Annotated in this window: 13 protein-coding genes and 1 pseudogene; 10 read left to right on the plus strand and 4 right to left on the minus strand. The window is 44.7% G+C overall.

Annotated features, from left to right (window positions below):
• The first annotated feature begins 56 nt into the window (after positions 1 to 56).
• Genes K08M4_RS18295 through K08M4_RS18310 form a run of 4 tightly spaced genes read left to right on the plus strand, consistent with a single transcriptional unit; the run spans position 57 to position 3,524 of the window.
• Positions 57 to 992: a metal ABC transporter solute-binding protein, Zn/Mn family gene (locus K08M4_RS18295; protein ID WP_086050906.1), complete on the plus strand. Its 936-nt coding sequence runs from the start codon at positions 57 to 59 to the stop codon at positions 990 to 992.
• Complete coding sequence (locus K08M4_RS18300; RefSeq protein WP_086050907.1) at positions 992 to 1,726, plus strand: metal ABC transporter ATP-binding protein; 735 nt, start codon at positions 992 to 994, stop codon at positions 1,724 to 1,726. Before K08M4_RS18295 ends, K08M4_RS18300 begins: the two co-directional genes overlap by 1 nt.
• Positions 1,726 to 2,601, plus strand: a complete 876-nt coding sequence (locus K08M4_RS18305; protein ID WP_065113037.1) for a metal ABC transporter permease — start codon at positions 1,726 to 1,728, stop codon at positions 2,599 to 2,601. The genes K08M4_RS18300 and K08M4_RS18305 overlap by 1 nt, the downstream gene beginning before the upstream one ends.
• 2 nt (positions 2,602 to 2,603) lie before the next feature.
• Complete coding sequence (locus tag K08M4_RS18310) at positions 2,604 to 3,524, plus strand: metal ABC transporter substrate-binding protein (RefSeq protein ID WP_086050908.1); 921 nt, start codon at positions 2,604 to 2,606, stop codon at positions 3,522 to 3,524.
• Positions 3,525 to 3,650: 126 nt separating this feature from the next.
• Here K08M4_RS18310 and K08M4_RS18315 read toward each other — a convergent pair whose 3' ends face one another.
• Positions 3,651 to 3,881, minus strand: a complete 231-nt coding sequence (locus tag K08M4_RS18315; protein ID WP_086050900.1) for a DUF2986 domain-containing protein — start codon at positions 3,879 to 3,881, stop codon at positions 3,651 to 3,653.
• Positions 3,882 to 3,974: 93 nt separating this feature from the next.
• Between K08M4_RS18315 and K08M4_RS18320 the strand changes: the two genes are divergently transcribed.
• Positions 3,975 to 4,370, plus strand: coding sequence for a nitrous oxide-stimulated promoter family protein (locus tag K08M4_RS18320; RefSeq protein ID WP_086050909.1), 396 nt, complete (start codon positions 3,975 to 3,977; stop codon positions 4,368 to 4,370).
• A 120-nt stretch (positions 4,371 to 4,490) separates the two neighbouring features.
• On the opposite strand, the gene K08M4_RS18325 is transcribed toward K08M4_RS18320, so the two are convergent.
• Positions 4,491 to 5,888 (minus strand): MATE family efflux transporter, encoded by a 1,398-nt coding sequence (locus K08M4_RS18325; RefSeq protein WP_086050910.1) that lies wholly within the window; start codon positions 5,886 to 5,888, stop codon positions 4,491 to 4,493.
• Positions 5,889 to 5,938: 50 nt separating this feature from the next.
• On the opposite strand from K08M4_RS18325, the gene K08M4_RS18330 reads away from it, so the two are divergent.
• The 3 genes and pseudogenes from K08M4_RS18330 to K08M4_RS18340 all read left to right on the plus strand — a co-directional run bounded on the left by K08M4_RS18330 (position 5,939) and on the right by K08M4_RS18340 (position 7,834).
• A complete protein-coding gene (locus K08M4_RS18330; protein ID WP_086050911.1) occupies positions 5,939 to 6,832 on the plus strand; it encodes a helix-turn-helix domain-containing protein in 894 nt (297 codons plus the stop codon).
• 144 nt (positions 6,833 to 6,976) lie between these two features.
• Positions 6,977 to 7,327, plus strand: coding sequence for a winged helix-turn-helix domain-containing protein (locus K08M4_RS18335; RefSeq protein ID WP_086050912.1), 351 nt, complete (start codon positions 6,977 to 6,979; stop codon positions 7,325 to 7,327).
• A 171-nt stretch (positions 7,328 to 7,498) separates the two neighbouring features.
• Positions 7,499 to 7,834, plus strand: a pseudogene (locus tag K08M4_RS18340) (helix-turn-helix domain-containing protein).
• Positions 7,835 to 7,987: 153 nt separating this feature from the next.
• Here the strand turns inward: K08M4_RS18340 and K08M4_RS18345 are convergent.
• Positions 7,988 to 9,139 (minus strand): MFS transporter, encoded by a 1,152-nt coding sequence (locus K08M4_RS18345; protein ID WP_086050913.1) that lies wholly within the window; start codon positions 9,137 to 9,139, stop codon positions 7,988 to 7,990.
• A 269-nt stretch (positions 9,140 to 9,408) separates the two neighbouring features.
• Positions 9,409 to 10,434, minus strand: a complete 1,026-nt coding sequence (locus tag K08M4_RS18355; RefSeq protein ID WP_086050915.1) for an AraC family transcriptional regulator — start codon at positions 10,432 to 10,434, stop codon at positions 9,409 to 9,411.
• A gap of 389 nt (positions 10,435 to 10,823) precedes the next feature.
• On the opposite strand from K08M4_RS18355, the gene K08M4_RS18360 reads away from it, so the two are divergent.
• Both K08M4_RS18360 and K08M4_RS18365 read left to right on the plus strand, forming a co-directional pair.
• Positions 10,824 to 12,452 (plus strand): long-chain-fatty-acid--CoA ligase, encoded by a 1,629-nt coding sequence (locus tag K08M4_RS18360; RefSeq protein ID WP_086050916.1) that lies wholly within the window; start codon positions 10,824 to 10,826, stop codon positions 12,450 to 12,452.
• Entirely contained in the window at positions 12,445 to 14,094 is a 1,650-nt protein-coding gene (locus K08M4_RS18365) for a GMC family oxidoreductase (protein ID WP_086050917.1), read from the plus strand. The genes K08M4_RS18360 and K08M4_RS18365 overlap by 8 nt, the downstream gene beginning before the upstream one ends.
• Positions 14,095 to 14,122: the final 28 nt, after the last annotated feature.

The following is a 14,122-nucleotide window of genomic DNA, read 5'->3' on the forward strand; positions in this document are numbered from 1 at the left end:
GCTTACGGACTAATCAGCTCATTGACCATAAGTTCACAAATAATAAGAGATTTACTATGCGATTCATGACTCTATTGATGTCGTTAATGGCGGTGCTATCGACACCCAATGCATTGGCAAAAGAATACACAGTCGACAGCGACAAGTTGACGATAGGTATTACCCTACAGCCTTACTATAGCTACGTAAAAGCTGTGGTAGGTGACAAAGTGAACATCCTTCCTTTGGTTGATGCTGGCTTTAACCCGCATAACTACTTACCACAACCGAATGACTTGAAGAGATTGAGCCAGATGGATGCAATCGTGGTAAACGGTATTGGCCACGATGACTTCGCATTAAAAGTCATTTCAGCTGCGCAACGTGATGATTTAATGGTTATTGAAGCGAACAAAGAAGTACCTCTACTTCCTGCATTAGGCCAGTCTGTTGGCCAAGGCGCGGTGAACCCACATACGTTTGTTGGACTTTCTACAACAATCCAAAAGGTGTACACCATTGCGAGTGAAGTCTCTAAGCTCGACCCAGACAACGCCACGTTTTATCGCAAGAACGCACGTAAGTACGCCAAGCAATTTCGATTTATGAAACGTGATGCGATGTTGTCATTAGGTGAACTCGATACATCAGGTATGAAAGTGGCGACCACGCACAATGCTTATGGTTATATCCTTCAAGAGTTTGGTGTGGATGTCGCGGCGGTGATTGAGCCTGCACACGGTGTTGAACCAAGTGCGAGCCAACTGCAAGATACGATCGAGAAAATCCGCGCATCGGGCATTGATGTTCTGTTCTACGAGCTAAACATGCCAAATCGCTTTGTTGACACGATTGAAGCAGAAACAGGCGTTCAGCTTTACCGGTTCTCTCACATGACGCACGGTGAGTATCAAGACGATAAGGTAGAAGTTGAGATGAAGAAGAACTTAGAAACGTTAATCGAAGCCATGAAATTTGCTGCGGCTAACCTGACTAAAAGCGGGAAGGCGTAATGCAAGGTCCATCGATTTCAATCAACCAACTCGGTCTGCAATACGACAACAACGTGATTCTTGACGATATCACGCTAGATCTTAAAGCGGGTGAGTGCCATGTGATCATGGGGCCAAACGGCGGTGGCAAAACCTCTTTGCTGCGTTCAGTTCTTGGTTTGACGCCTTTTTCTGGTCAAATCAATATTCATTGGCCAGAAAAGCCAAGCATTGGTTACGTTCCTCAAAAAGCGACCTTCGAATCGAGCTTACCTCTGACGGTAATGGATTTCGTCCTGCTTAACCAAACTCGAATTCCGCTGTTTTGGCGTCGTAAGTCCAAGCAATTGGATCTTGCATTAGCACAACTCGATCGTGTTGGTATGGCGACTCGTAGCGACCGCCGTATGGGACAGCTATCGGGTGGTGAGCAGCAACGTGTGTTGTTTGCACAAGCGTTATTGGATAACCCAAGCTTACTAGTGTTGGACGAACCGACTACTGGTATGGATGAGCAGGGCGTTCGTTATCTTGAATCTCTAATTCGTGAATGTGTTGATGAAGGCCGCACGATTCTTGCTGTTCACCACGATGTCACCGCAGTGCGTCGCCTTGAAGCCAATGTACATGTTGTGAATCGATTCTTGGTTGATAGTGGTCCACATGAACAAGTACTGCATCCAAGTAAAATTGAAAGCTTATTCCAGCATTACAGTAGTGGTGCAGCCATCGCTAAATCGAAGGAGGTTGCGTAATGGAATGGTTACGACAACTTGCCATTAGTGGCGTTGAAGCGGGTTGGTTATCTGACAGTTTCATGTATGCGTTCATGGTGAATGCGCTGGTTGCTGCATTGTTACTGGGGCCGTTACTAGGTGGCCTGGGTACTTTGGTGATTGCCAAGCGTCTGGCTTTCTTTTCTGAAGCCGTCGGCCACGCGGCTTTAACTGGTATCGCTATCGGTGTTCTGCTTGGTGAGCCACCAGAAAACCCAATTATTGGCTTGTTTAGCTTCTGTATGATCTTTGCTTTGCTTCTTCACTTCGTAAGAAACAGAACCAACGTACCATACGATACCTTAGTCGGCGTTTTCCTTGCGCTTGCGTTAGCGGTTGGCGCGGCATTGTTGATGTACGTGGCACGTAAGATCAATATCCACATGCTTGAGAACGTGTTGTTTGGTTCGATTCTTACGGTAACAGACCAAGATTTAGCAATTCTCGCAGGCAGTTGCGCGATCATCATTTTACTCTTGATACCGACGTTCAACCGCATTCTTCTGACTTGTATCAGCCCTGATATTGCCAAGGTGCGTGGCTATAACACCAGCTTCTACGACTACCTGTTTGTCATGATGATCACTCTAGTGACGATTGCAGCGGTGAAAATAGTGGGTGCGGTTCTGGTTGGCGCGTTATTGCTGATCCCTGGTGCTACGGCGCGATTGCTAACTAAGCGCATGGGCAGCTTTGTTTTACTGTCCGCGTTACTGGCAACCATCGCGTGTTTGGTTGGGACTGTGTTGCCTATGGAATTAAAACTTCCAGTGCCATCAGGCGCTTCAATCATCATCGTTTCTGCAACGTTTTTCTTAGCGGCAACGCTATACCGAATTGTAAGAAAGGCATAATCATGACTTCTTTAATGAATCGTATTTCAAGTTCACTAAAAGCAACGGCTCAAGTGAGTGCAGTCAGTATGTTGTTAGGTGCTTCAATGGTGTCTTTCAACGTAAATGCAGAGGATATCCTAACCAGTACACCTGTGACTTATGCTTTGGCGACAGAGCTAACCAAAGGCACCGACATTACGACCGAATACCTACCACCAAAACGCTACGGTATAGATCGCCTACCTAACTGGTTTGGCACTAAGGGTGAAAGCAAGGTACTTAAGTCAGGAGAGAAGGCGACCGTTGCGTTAACGCTGTCATCCATTTGGCAAGCGGATCCTACATTTGTATACGCAAGGCAAGGCAACATCCGTTTGGTTGAGGTGGATGCCGCTCAAGCGATTACACCGCGCGCGCAAGGTGTTGCCGCGTTGACGCTATCGAGTGGTGATGTGTCTAAGTTCGCGTGGTTAAACCCAACTAACTTAACGCGCATGGCGGCAATCGTGGCTGACGACTTTAAGTTATTGTGGCCAGCGCAAGCAGAGACGATTGATAGCAACCTACAACGTGTGATGTTGGATGTGCGTGAACTGATTAACAAGCAACAAGCGGTATTATTGGATAACGACGTAGATTCAGTATTGTTGCTTTCAGAAAGCTTGGAAGATTTTGCTTCTGGTAGCCAACTGTTTGTTGAAGCACGTATGTTCAAAGCTGAACTGGAATGGACAGAACAAGACAAGGCCAAACTCAAAGCGATGTTTTCTGAAGATGACGCGCTATGGTTAGTTACAGCGAAAAAGCCAAGTAACTTGATTAAATCATTGGTACCGAATGAGCGTATCTTAGTGGTGGATTCTGTTGACCGTTGGGGTAGAGCAGGGATTAATGCAAAAGCGCCGTTCGCACGTTGGGAAGTTAAACCATTCAAAGGTTAATTGAATAGCTAAGTCGCTAGGTTAATACGGTAGGATCAAAAAAGCAGCCCAAATAGAGGCTGCTTTTTTGTTCTTGTTCGTTGCCTCTGGTCAGAGTGCCTGGCAAGAATACTGCGAGTTTAAAACTTACTCTGCAGCTTTTTTTTCTTTAGTTTCGACACCAGCTTCTTCGGCTTCAACCGTTGCTTCTACTGAACCTTCAGCTTGCTCTAGAGCGGCTTTCGCTTGTTCTTCAGCTTCCATTTTTGCGCGATCAGCTTTAGAAATATAGCGAGGCTTGTTGCTACCATGCAGTTTAGAATTCGCCTGTTTCTGTCTTTTCTTTAGAATTTGATTGATTTTTTTCTTACGGTTCATTGCTGCATAGCCTTGTATTTAGTTTATGCGGTGGAGGATAATCATTTTAGATCTAGAACTCAACCTGTACGGTCTCTCATTAGGTAATTAATCATGTTCCAACATAACAACATTCTACAAGGCGAACTCGCAATGGAGTACAAAACCGTTATTGCGATGGTGCACATCTATTGCAAAGATCACCACGGTGCGGTTCGTCAGAATAACGCGTTATGTGAAGAGTGTGAGCAACTGTTGCGTTATGCAGAGACACGACTTGATAGATGCCCCTATGGCGAAGCAAAACCGACCTGCAATAAGTGTCCGATTCATTGTTATAAGCCTGACCCAAAAGAGCAAATGCGTTTGGTGATGCGTTATGCTGGGCCAAGAATGCTACTCAAGCATCCTATTTTAGCGATTCGACATTTGATTCATGAGAAGCGGAAAGTGCCAGAGAAGCCACTGCCGAACGTGTCTAATCGCCATATCCGAATGAATAAGAAGTAACTGACGCTTTAAAGTGGTCGCTGAATAAACGAAAAAGGTCTGATTGCTCAGACCTTTTGTGTTTCTGCTAACTGCATTATCAGAAGGCAGTCTTGTAGAAAGCATACTTTATGTATAAAGCTACACGGCTTGAGGCTCGTCGTAGGTCACTGTGAGGTTGTTGATCCAGCGTCGGCTCAAGTAGCGGTGCGAGCATATAGCTAACTTCACCACTTCTTCTACCAACATCAAACCATAGATGTATTTGAAATCCCATCCAGCGACAAACGCCCCATAAACACATACTGGAATACCCACCATCCACATCGCGATGAAATCCATTCGTAGGCAAAAAGCGTTATCACCACCAGCACGAATAATACCGTTAATGATCACCATGTTGAGCATACGAATCACCACTGCAAAACACATGATCATCATTGCTGGCGAAGCAAGCGGGTACAATGCATCTGTAGAAAGGTTTAACCATGATAGAACATGCTCTTTACCCATAAACAGTAGCAAGCCAACGACAGCGCCAAAGCCAACGACGGCTTTAATGAATGTTAGGCCCATGCTCATAGCATCATCAAATTCATCACGACCCAGCGAATGGCCAAGTAATACTGAACACGCTACGGAGATACCAAAGAAGATCGAGTAACACAGCGATTCGAACGGAGCGAGCATCGAGAACACCGCAAGCTCTGTCGTGCCCATGTGACCAAAGATCATTTGATATGCCATTGTGCCCATTGCCCACAACACGGCATTCATCGTCAACGGTAAAGCAATACGACGGTACGACAACCACAATGACGGGCGATGCGGTGAGCTTGGGGTGGTTAGCAGCCAGTGTTTACGCACACGCATGTAGCTATACATCAAGCCCACTTGAATCAATCGCGCTAAGGTTGTCGCCAATGCCGCACCTGCAACACCCATTGCTGGAATGCCGAAAGCCCCTTTAATTAGAACGAAGTTAAGCGCAATGTTGAGTGCAATAGTAATACCACCTAACAATAGTGGAGTTACGGTGTCACCTGATGAGCGCATGCTAGCTTCTACCACGACAACAATGTGAGTCAGCAGCAGAACAGGGAAGCCATACCATAGGTAAGTCGCGCCAAGTTCAATCACGGTTTGATCGCTAGTTTGCAACATCATTAAAAACTGAGAACCAAGAGTGATGATTGCTGTAACAGGCAGCAAAACTTTTAAACCAAACACCATCGCGATAGATGACACTGTGCGCGCGCTTTTATGGTCGTTCTTTCCCCAATATTGAGCGACTAATGTTCCGTTTGCTGAGGCCAACCCTGCCATAATCATAATAGCAACGAAGTGCCATTTTGATGCAATTCCCACAGCGGCAGCTGCTTCCATGCCAAAGTCACTAACCATCAAGACGTCAGCAAGAGCAAGAATAGCAACCAGCGCACTTTGCAAAGCAACAGGCAAACCAAGTTTAATGATACGAGGTAATATGCTCTCTGGCTTGTTATTCATAGATGAGTTAGGGTTGATGTTAGTTGTCATAAGCTCTCCGATTTATGGCAGAACTATAGTGATTTGAGTGAAGTAACAACATGTTTAAAAAACAACAAAACCTGTGCGAATCCGTCATTGATGCCATGGAGGCTAAATCAACGTGGCAAGATGATGTTTTTCTCGCGGAACATTGCAAAGAACGTTTTTTGACCGTTGAAGATATCCCAGAGATGAAAAGCTTTGGTGTCTATATGGGCGGTATGGCAAAACTATACGATGGTTATTGGGTTGAGCGAGAATCCGTTAATGTTCATACGTTGATTTTCACTATGGAAGGTGGCGGCATTCTAACAACCACGACATCAGTACAAGCGATTACACCGTATACGCTGGTGGTTCTTCCTGCCGGAACCCCATTTCGTTTTGAACTCGATCCGCAATATAACTATTGGAAAATGGCGTGGATGTTGACCCCCGACACTCAGCAATGGTTGCACATCGCAAGTCTAGGTCAGGGGATTGTACCGTTCGGAGAGTGTGAACAGGTTTGGTCGCTAATGAACTTGGTTTACTTTGAGATAGGGGGCCGAGCCAGTTACCGTAAGTTACTCTTGAGTGAAATAGTCCGAACGTTGACGGGGTTTGAACCTAAATCAACAAGCACCACCGCTCGTGTTCAAGCGCTCTATAATGAAATTGAAAGTAGTCTGCATCAACCATGGACAGTAGCTGGTATGGCTCAAAGGGTGTTTATCAGCGAAGAGCAGCTTAATCGAGTTACCAAAACGCTCTTCGACCTATCCCCACGCAGCAAGTTGATTCAACTACGAATGGATAAAGCGACCAGTTTGTTAAAATACCAAGATTGGTCGGTGTCGATGATTGCCAACCGTTTGGGTTACAAAGATCCTTATAACTTCTCACATCGCTTTAAAAAGCATTTTGGTTTATCTCCAAGCCAATACCGTAAAAGCCATCGACTTCCCGGGTAGAGTTGGTTGTCCACTAAAAATTCGTTTTTTAGAACAATTCCACAAGATCAATTTTGCAGTAAATGTACGGTATTAAGTGATCTATCAATTTAGTATTTTTGTACCATTCGATAATATTGGAAATATCTTAAAAGACGACTGCTTATGAAACGTGAGGAATCCATACCAAAAATAGCGAATCACGTAGACGATTTTAAACTTCCGTCTAAGTGGGTTCTAAATAAAAAAGAGTTTCAATCTGGTACGAGGATCGTCCGGAAGCAGGAGTGTGGCTCGATAATAGGGACGCTTTCAGAGCCTCATCGTAAGGTTCTTTTTTACTTGTATCAAAATAAAGGACATGTGATCAGTAAGCGAGTTTTGAAGCGTGTAGGTTGGGCGGCTAAAGCCGTGACATCAGCTTCAGTATTGGTTGCTATCTACGAGATAAGAAGGATCTTAGACTGTCGTTGTATAAAAACGGTTTCCAACGAAGGTTATGTACTGGAGGATTAATTACCCTTTATTGATATCCTGTTCATATATTAATAATAAAAATTTAATCTCTTTACCGTATACACTGCTTTCATTATCTTCGATTTTAAACGTCCACTTATAAGCGACGTTATACAAAAATGACTGAATTTAACTTTGTTGCTGGCTATATCGTAAGGGAATTGTATAAAAATGGACGCCTATCCTGTAATAGATACTCACCACTCTGAACACAACGTAATACTTGAACTCAACGGAAAAATAGTTGAACTCGACACCAAACTTATTCGCAATGTTGAAAATGGCTATGTTCTGGCTACCATGCCTTTAGCGTATCGTAAGATTATTCTGTTTATGAATCAAAACCGAGGGAAATTGTTCAGTGTCGGGTAATTGAAGAAGATTGGCTGGGAGAATGGGTCAGTCACTAACTCGTCAGTGATTGTTGCGATATCTGAGATCAGATCACTATTCGGGGATGGCCTAATCATTACCATTACTGGTGAAGGCTACATATTTCAGCCTTAACCTGAAGAGCACCTCGATTGTTATTATTGATACTTTTTGTCGATTTTTGCTCAGAAGTCATCAAACAAAAAGAGCTCTTCGTTAGACGGAAAGTCATAACTAAGAGCTCTAGAGGCAACTATCCTACCTGAGGAGGATAGTTGCCATTCGAACTTACTCGCCTGCAATCTGTAGAGGAGAGCGTTTTAAGCTAGCAATCAACATGTAGATCGTTGTAGCGAGTAAAGACGCGAACAGGTAAGTGAATAATCCCGCTTGTGAATCCATAAAGCTATCTGCAACCAATGGTCCTGCGACTGAACCGATGCTGTAACACAACAGCATAACCTGAGTCACTGACACTAGATAGCTTGGGTCTAAGTTACGACAACCTAAGTTAATCGCAATTGGGTAAAGTGCGAATGTTGCCATGCCCAGTACGAATAGGCTCATGCCTAGTACGTAGAAATCATGGTTTATCGTTAGTACACCAATGCTTGCAACCCCTAGTAGGCTGAACAGAGTCATTAATAACACTTGTCCTATGTGGTGAGATAACCATGTCACCATCGGCTGAACAGCCATACCACCCATAATTACTAACGCCATCAAACCACCAATATCTTGGTGTGCGATGTTGCGCTGAGCCAGTTCTACCGGCATCAAGCCATAAATAGAACCAAGTGTTAGCCCCGATACAATACAACCAATTAGTGCGCTGTGGCTCAGTTTGCTGATTTGCTTCAGTGATAGAGACTTAGCATCGTGAATTTGTGGTGCTGTCGCTTGTCCGTACATCAACACAATAATTGCACCAAACAACAAGGTGAACATTGCGATGAAAGGCACGCCGCCTGTAATACCAAGGTATCCAATGCCAAGTTGACCAACGGCAGAGCCGCCGTATAGCGAACACATGTAAACGCCTAAGCGTTTCGCGCGCTGAGATTCGTCACCGCTCATTAACCAAGACTCTACAATCACGAAGATACCTGCAACCGCTACACCAGCGACAAAGCGGGCTAATAACCATACCGCTTGATGTGGGATGAGTGGTAACACAAGGATCGTTGCGATAAAAATAGCCAGAGCGATAACAAACGCATCTCTGTGACCAACACGTGCAATCGCACGTTCAATCAATAACGTACCGGCTAAAAGCCCTGCATAGAATGCACTCGCCAACCAACTCGATAGATTTTTGTCTAAGCCATACTCAGACAACATTAATGGTAATGAACTCATTAAATAGCCTGAAGCGATCGCGTAAAAAGACAATGCAATAACCGGAACAGTTATGCGAGTTGTTGGTTGGATGCTGTCCAATGCAGGAGCCTCTAAATAGTGAAAGAAACGATGAATTTTCCGCGACTATGGGGGAGAAACTGAATTGGGTAAAACGAATAAAAATGGTCGTGAAGATAAAAGATATTTATCGAAAATCTAAACTAAAATACCATTGTGATATTTTACGATTTGGCAAAGTTTTATGCGGTCAAAAAGCAGTTAAACCTTTGTTCATCGGCTATTTAATTTAGAAAGCGATTAGATATTAACTGGCACCACTGGAATTTAATTTGATGTGCTATTTGGTGTTAGACCACTTCTTTTCGGTATTGCCTGGGCGAGCTTCCACTCCACTTACGAAAGGCATGTCGAAAGTTAGCGCTGTCTGAAAACCCAACGCGCTCGGATATCTCTTCAATGCTCATTTGAGTTGAAGAGAGGTAATGCCGGGAAAGGTGAAAGCGAACATGATCAAGTATCTTCTGATAACTTGTATCAGCTGCTTTCAGGTGTCGACGCAGCGTTCGAGAAGACATGCCCAATTCTGATGAAATAGATTCTATCGAAGGGTAACATCCAGGCCTCTCTAGTAGCATTTGAGAGACTTTTTCTTTTAGGCTGGTGGACGCACTGACTTTTGCCAACATGTCATCACACGATTTCAGACACATCTGCAGCGTGATGGTATTGGCGGTAGGAAGAGGCGAGTACAAACTTGTTGCATCAAACTGCCATTCAAGGCGATCACTATTGAATTCAACGGGGCAACGGAAAATCTCCGTGTAGAGGTCGCCGTATTCTGGCTTCGGGTAAGGGAAGCGGATCACTTGGGATGGGAATGGTTGTTGCATTACTTCTTCACACAGGCTTTGAATTGCGGTGAACCAATATTCGCAACAAAATGGCAGCAGCGAGTCCAAGTCGATCAGCTGTTCGGCTCTAAAGTATCCAACGTTATCTTCTACTGACATCGTTTTTCTAAGTACTGGCCCTGCAAGTTGCAGATATTTAAATCCAATCAGCAATGCATCTAATAGTGTTTCACTACTGAATACCGCATAACCTAGAACACCAAAGTCGCTAAACCGTGCTTGTTGGCCGACTCTTAACCCTAAACCACCTTCATCAGTGTTCGCCAATGCGTTACTGAACACCGCCAACTTTTGCGCCAAGGTAATGTGGGTGTCTGGCGTGTTGAGTTGCAGATCATCAATGTTACTGCCTTCCAATAATGCTTCGATATGGAGGGCGGGTGACATATAGCGATGCAGTAATTGAAGATCAAGAATACCGAATGCTTGCATATCGGGTTCGTACACTGCGGTGTATTCCATAGGATGCCTCTTGTTGAATATTCCCATCTTAACCGAACTCTTAACATTTTCGCTTGTCGCTTGTTCTCACTTTCCCAAGCTTGTTCAAACTTTTGCTTTATGTGTGGGAGGTTTTACAAGGTTTGATAGAGCTGTGTCCGAATATCACCGGTTTTTGTCTTTTTGAAACCTGTTATAAATGTTATCGAAATGTTGTAATTTGATGGGTTGCATATTGGAACGTCTCAAACATTTTGCTCAATAACTACTATTTTGCTCAATAAATACTCTTACCTACATGACACGCCAATGTGCAGGCTTTGATAGCAACAAAGACAACACTTATTACAACGATTAAAACGTCTAAGGCGAATAAGACCGCGAGGTCAAGCCGAATAAGGAGATCATGGATGCACAATCTTGCTGTTAACTTGGAGCGCAGCGCTTCGCTTTTTCCAACTAAAGCCGCTCTGCGCATGGGCACGGATGAACTCAGTTTTTCGCAGTTAGAACAATTTTCCGGAAATGTTGCCGCCAACCTGAAAAGGCTTGGGTTGCAGAAAGGGGACAAGGTCGCGTTGTCGTGTCCGAATGTTACGTATTTCCCAATCGCTTATTACGGGATTTTAAAAGCGGGGTGTGTAGTTGTGCCTTTGAACGTACTATTTAAGGCCAGAGAGATTGCTTATCACCTCAACGATTCCGATGCAAAAGCCTATTTATGCTTTGAGGGCAGTGAAGAGCTACCCATTGGACGTTATGGATTTCAAGGCTTTGAGCAAGCAGATCACTGTGAGCATTTTATCGAGATGCCAATACCAGCTATTTCCATCTCAACTCTAGCCAGCATCGCATCTTCCTCTACTGAAGCACATGAGCAGCATGAATCAATGGCTGACTGGTTAGCACAACCTTTAACAACCTTTGAGTCAGTGGCTTGCCATGGTGATGATACCGCGGTGATCCTCTACACTTCAGGCACCACGGGTCAGCCAAAAGGGGCTGAGCTTTCTCACACCAACATGCAAACTAACGCGATGTCGTCTCAGTACTTAATGAGATTGGAATACAGTGACACGACAATGGCCACACTCCCTTTATTCCACAGTTTCGGCCAGACAGTCATGATGAACGCGAGCGTGTTAACGGGTTCAACCATGGTGTTGATTCCGCGCTTTGAACCGTTACTGGTGATTGAACAGATCATTACTCACAAAGTGAGTGTGTTTGCTGGTGTTCCAACCATGTATATCGCGCTATTACGTGCTGGTGAAGAATCTCCTGATAGCTCAGATAACGCAAACAAACGTTCTGAACAGGTCAAACACAGCTTAAGGCTCGGCGTTTCTGGCGGTGCTTCTATGCCTCTTGAGGTTATCCGACGATTTGAATCGCGCTTTGAGCTTCCTGTATTGGAAGGCTATGGTTTATCTGAAACAGCGCCCGTTGCTACGTTTAACCATATTGATGGTGACCGATTGTCAGGCAGTGTTGGCCAACCTTTGTGCGGTCATCTAATTAAAATCGCAGATATACAAGGTAACTCTGTCTCGATGGGAGAGCTGGGTGAAGTGTGTATCAAAAGCCCAAGTGTCATGAAGGGTTACTATAAAAGACCGGAAGCTACGACAGAAGCAATCAGAGACGGTTGGTTCTTAACGGGAGATATCGGACGTATCGATGAGCACGGCAATTTGTTCATTGTCGATCGAGTTAAAGACATGATCATCCGTGGTGGTTACAACGTGTATCCGCGTGAAGTAGAAGAAGTTTTGATGTGTCACCCTGATGTAGAAATGGTCGCGGTGGTTGGTGAACATCATGACCATTTAGGCGAAGAGATTCATGCACATGTCGTGCTTCATGAACATACAGAATGTGATAGTAAGGCTTTGATAGCATGGTGCCGTGAGCAGCTAGCTGATTACAAATACCCACGTAAGGTATTCATACGGAAAGCGTTACCGATGACGGCGACAGGTAAAATATTGAAGCGAGAATTACACCCATTACAAATAGCGGAGACGATCAATGGATAGTTATGATTTTATTGTTGTTGGTGGCGGCTCTGCAGGGTGTGTATTGGCTTCAAGGTTATCGGAAGACCCGAATGTTACGGTGTGCTTATTGGAGGCGGGTGGTAAAGATACAAGCCCATTTATCCATACTCCGGTTGGCGTGGTTGCTATGATGCCAACCAAACTCAACAATTGGGCATTCGAAACCGTTGAACAGCCGGGTTTGAACGGTCGTAGAGGCTATCAGCCGAGAGGTAAAACACTTGGCGGGTCTAGTTCTATCAATGCCATGATGTACGCTCGTGGGCACCGTTACGACTACGATACATGGGAAAGCTTGGGTAATGCAGGTTGGAGCTATGAATCGTGTTTACCTTATTTTAAGAAAGCGGAAAACAACGAAGTTCACCAAGATGAATTTCATGGCCAAGGTGGTCCTCTGAATGTGGCAAACCTTCGATCGCCAAGCCCAATGTTGGAACGTTACTTAACGGCCTGTGAATCGATAGGGGTACCTCGTAATGAAGACATCAACGGCGCGGCTCAGTTTGGGGCGATGCCGACGCAGGTAACCCAGCTGAATGGCGAACGGTGCAGTGCTGCCAAGGCTTACTTAACGCCAAATCTTTCTAGACAGAATCTCACGGTCGTAACCAAAGCAACTACACATAAAGTTTTGTTCGAAGGTAAGAAAGCGGTCGGAGTCGAATATGGCTCTAACGGACAGCGTTATCAGATCCAATGCAACAAAGAAGTGATTCTATCCGCTGGCGCCTTTGGTTCCCCCCAATTGCTGTTACTGTCGGGTGTCGGCGCTAAAGCTGAGCTAGAGACGCATGGCATCGAACAGGTTCATGAATTGCCTGGAGTGGGTAAGAACCTTCAAGACCATATCGACTTAGTCCATTCGTACAAATGCAGTGAAAAGCGTGAAACATTTGGTATTTCGCTGCAAATGGCCTCTGAAATGACCAAAGCTTTACCGTTATGGCACAAAGAACGCCGTGGCAAGATGAGCAGCAACTTTGCAGAAGGGATTGGCTTTCTTTGTTCAGAAGATCATATCGCTGTGCCGGATCTAGAGTTTGTATTTGTGGTCGCTGTTGTCGATGACCATGCAAGAAAAATCCATACCAGTCATGGGTTTACGTCTCATGTCACCTTGCTACGACCGAAAAGTATAGGCACGGTAACGCTCAATAGTAGTGATCCTTATGATCCGCCTAAGATCGATCCTGCGTTTTTCAGTCACCCTGAAGACATGGACATCATGATTAAAGGCTGGAAGAAGCAGTATCAAATGCTAGAAAGTGCGGCGTTTGATGATATCCGTGGCAAGGCTTTTTATCCGGTCGATGCCAATGATGACAAGGCTATTGAGCAAGATATTCGAAATCGTGCGGATACCCAGTATCACCCGGTCGGAACCTGTAAAATGGGCCCTAGTAGTGATTTATTAGCCGTGGTAGATAATGATCTTAAAGTTTATGGGTTGAATAATTTAAGAGTCATTGATGCTTCAGTGATGCCGACACTGATTGGGGCAAACACAAACGCGCCAACCATTATGATTGCCGAAAAAGTCGCAGATCAAATCAAAAAGGAATACGGGCTAGGTAAGCAAGAATCTAGTATTCGAGCGAAAGGCGAAGCTGTGGTTTAATTCAAGAAGTTAAGTGATAACCATAAAT

This window comes from Vibrio syngnathi (assembly GCF_002119525.1).
GTDB lineage: Bacteria > Pseudomonadota > Gammaproteobacteria > Enterobacterales > Vibrionaceae > Vibrio > Vibrio syngnathi.

What these genes read in the sequence shown, in the direction of transcription:
- K08M4_RS18295 (WP_086050906.1), top strand. Translation starts at nt 57, where the DNA reads ATGCGATTCATGACTCTATTGATGTCGTTAATGGCGGTGCTATCGACA.
- K08M4_RS18300 (WP_086050907.1), top strand. Translation starts at nt 992, where the DNA reads ATGCAAGGTCCATCGATTTCAATCAACCAACTCGGTCTGCAATACGAC.
- K08M4_RS18305 (WP_065113037.1), top strand. Translation starts at nt 1,726, where the DNA reads ATGGAATGGTTACGACAACTTGCCATTAGTGGCGTTGAAGCGGGTTGG.
- K08M4_RS18310 (WP_086050908.1), top strand. Translation starts at nt 2,604, where the DNA reads ATGACTTCTTTAATGAATCGTATTTCAAGTTCACTAAAAGCAACGGCT.
- K08M4_RS18315 (WP_086050900.1), bottom strand. Translation starts at nt 3,881, where the DNA reads ATGAACCGTAAGAAAAAAATCAATCAAATTCTAAAGAAAAGACAGAAA.
- K08M4_RS18320 (WP_086050909.1), top strand. Translation starts at nt 3,975, where the DNA reads ATGTTCCAACATAACAACATTCTACAAGGCGAACTCGCAATGGAGTAC.
- K08M4_RS18325 (WP_086050910.1), bottom strand. Translation starts at nt 5,888, where the DNA reads ATGACAACTAACATCAACCCTAACTCATCTATGAATAACAAGCCAGAG.
- K08M4_RS18330 (WP_086050911.1), top strand. Translation starts at nt 5,939, where the DNA reads ATGTTTAAAAAACAACAAAACCTGTGCGAATCCGTCATTGATGCCATG.
- K08M4_RS18335 (WP_086050912.1), top strand. Translation starts at nt 6,977, where the DNA reads ATGAAACGTGAGGAATCCATACCAAAAATAGCGAATCACGTAGACGAT.
- K08M4_RS18355 (WP_086050915.1), bottom strand. Translation starts at nt 10,434, where the DNA reads ATGGAATACACCGCAGTGTACGAACCCGATATGCAAGCATTCGGTATT.
- K08M4_RS18360 (WP_086050916.1), top strand. Translation starts at nt 10,824, where the DNA reads ATGCACAATCTTGCTGTTAACTTGGAGCGCAGCGCTTCGCTTTTTCCA.
- K08M4_RS18365 (WP_086050917.1), top strand. Translation starts at nt 12,445, where the DNA reads ATGGATAGTTATGATTTTATTGTTGTTGGTGGCGGCTCTGCAGGGTGT.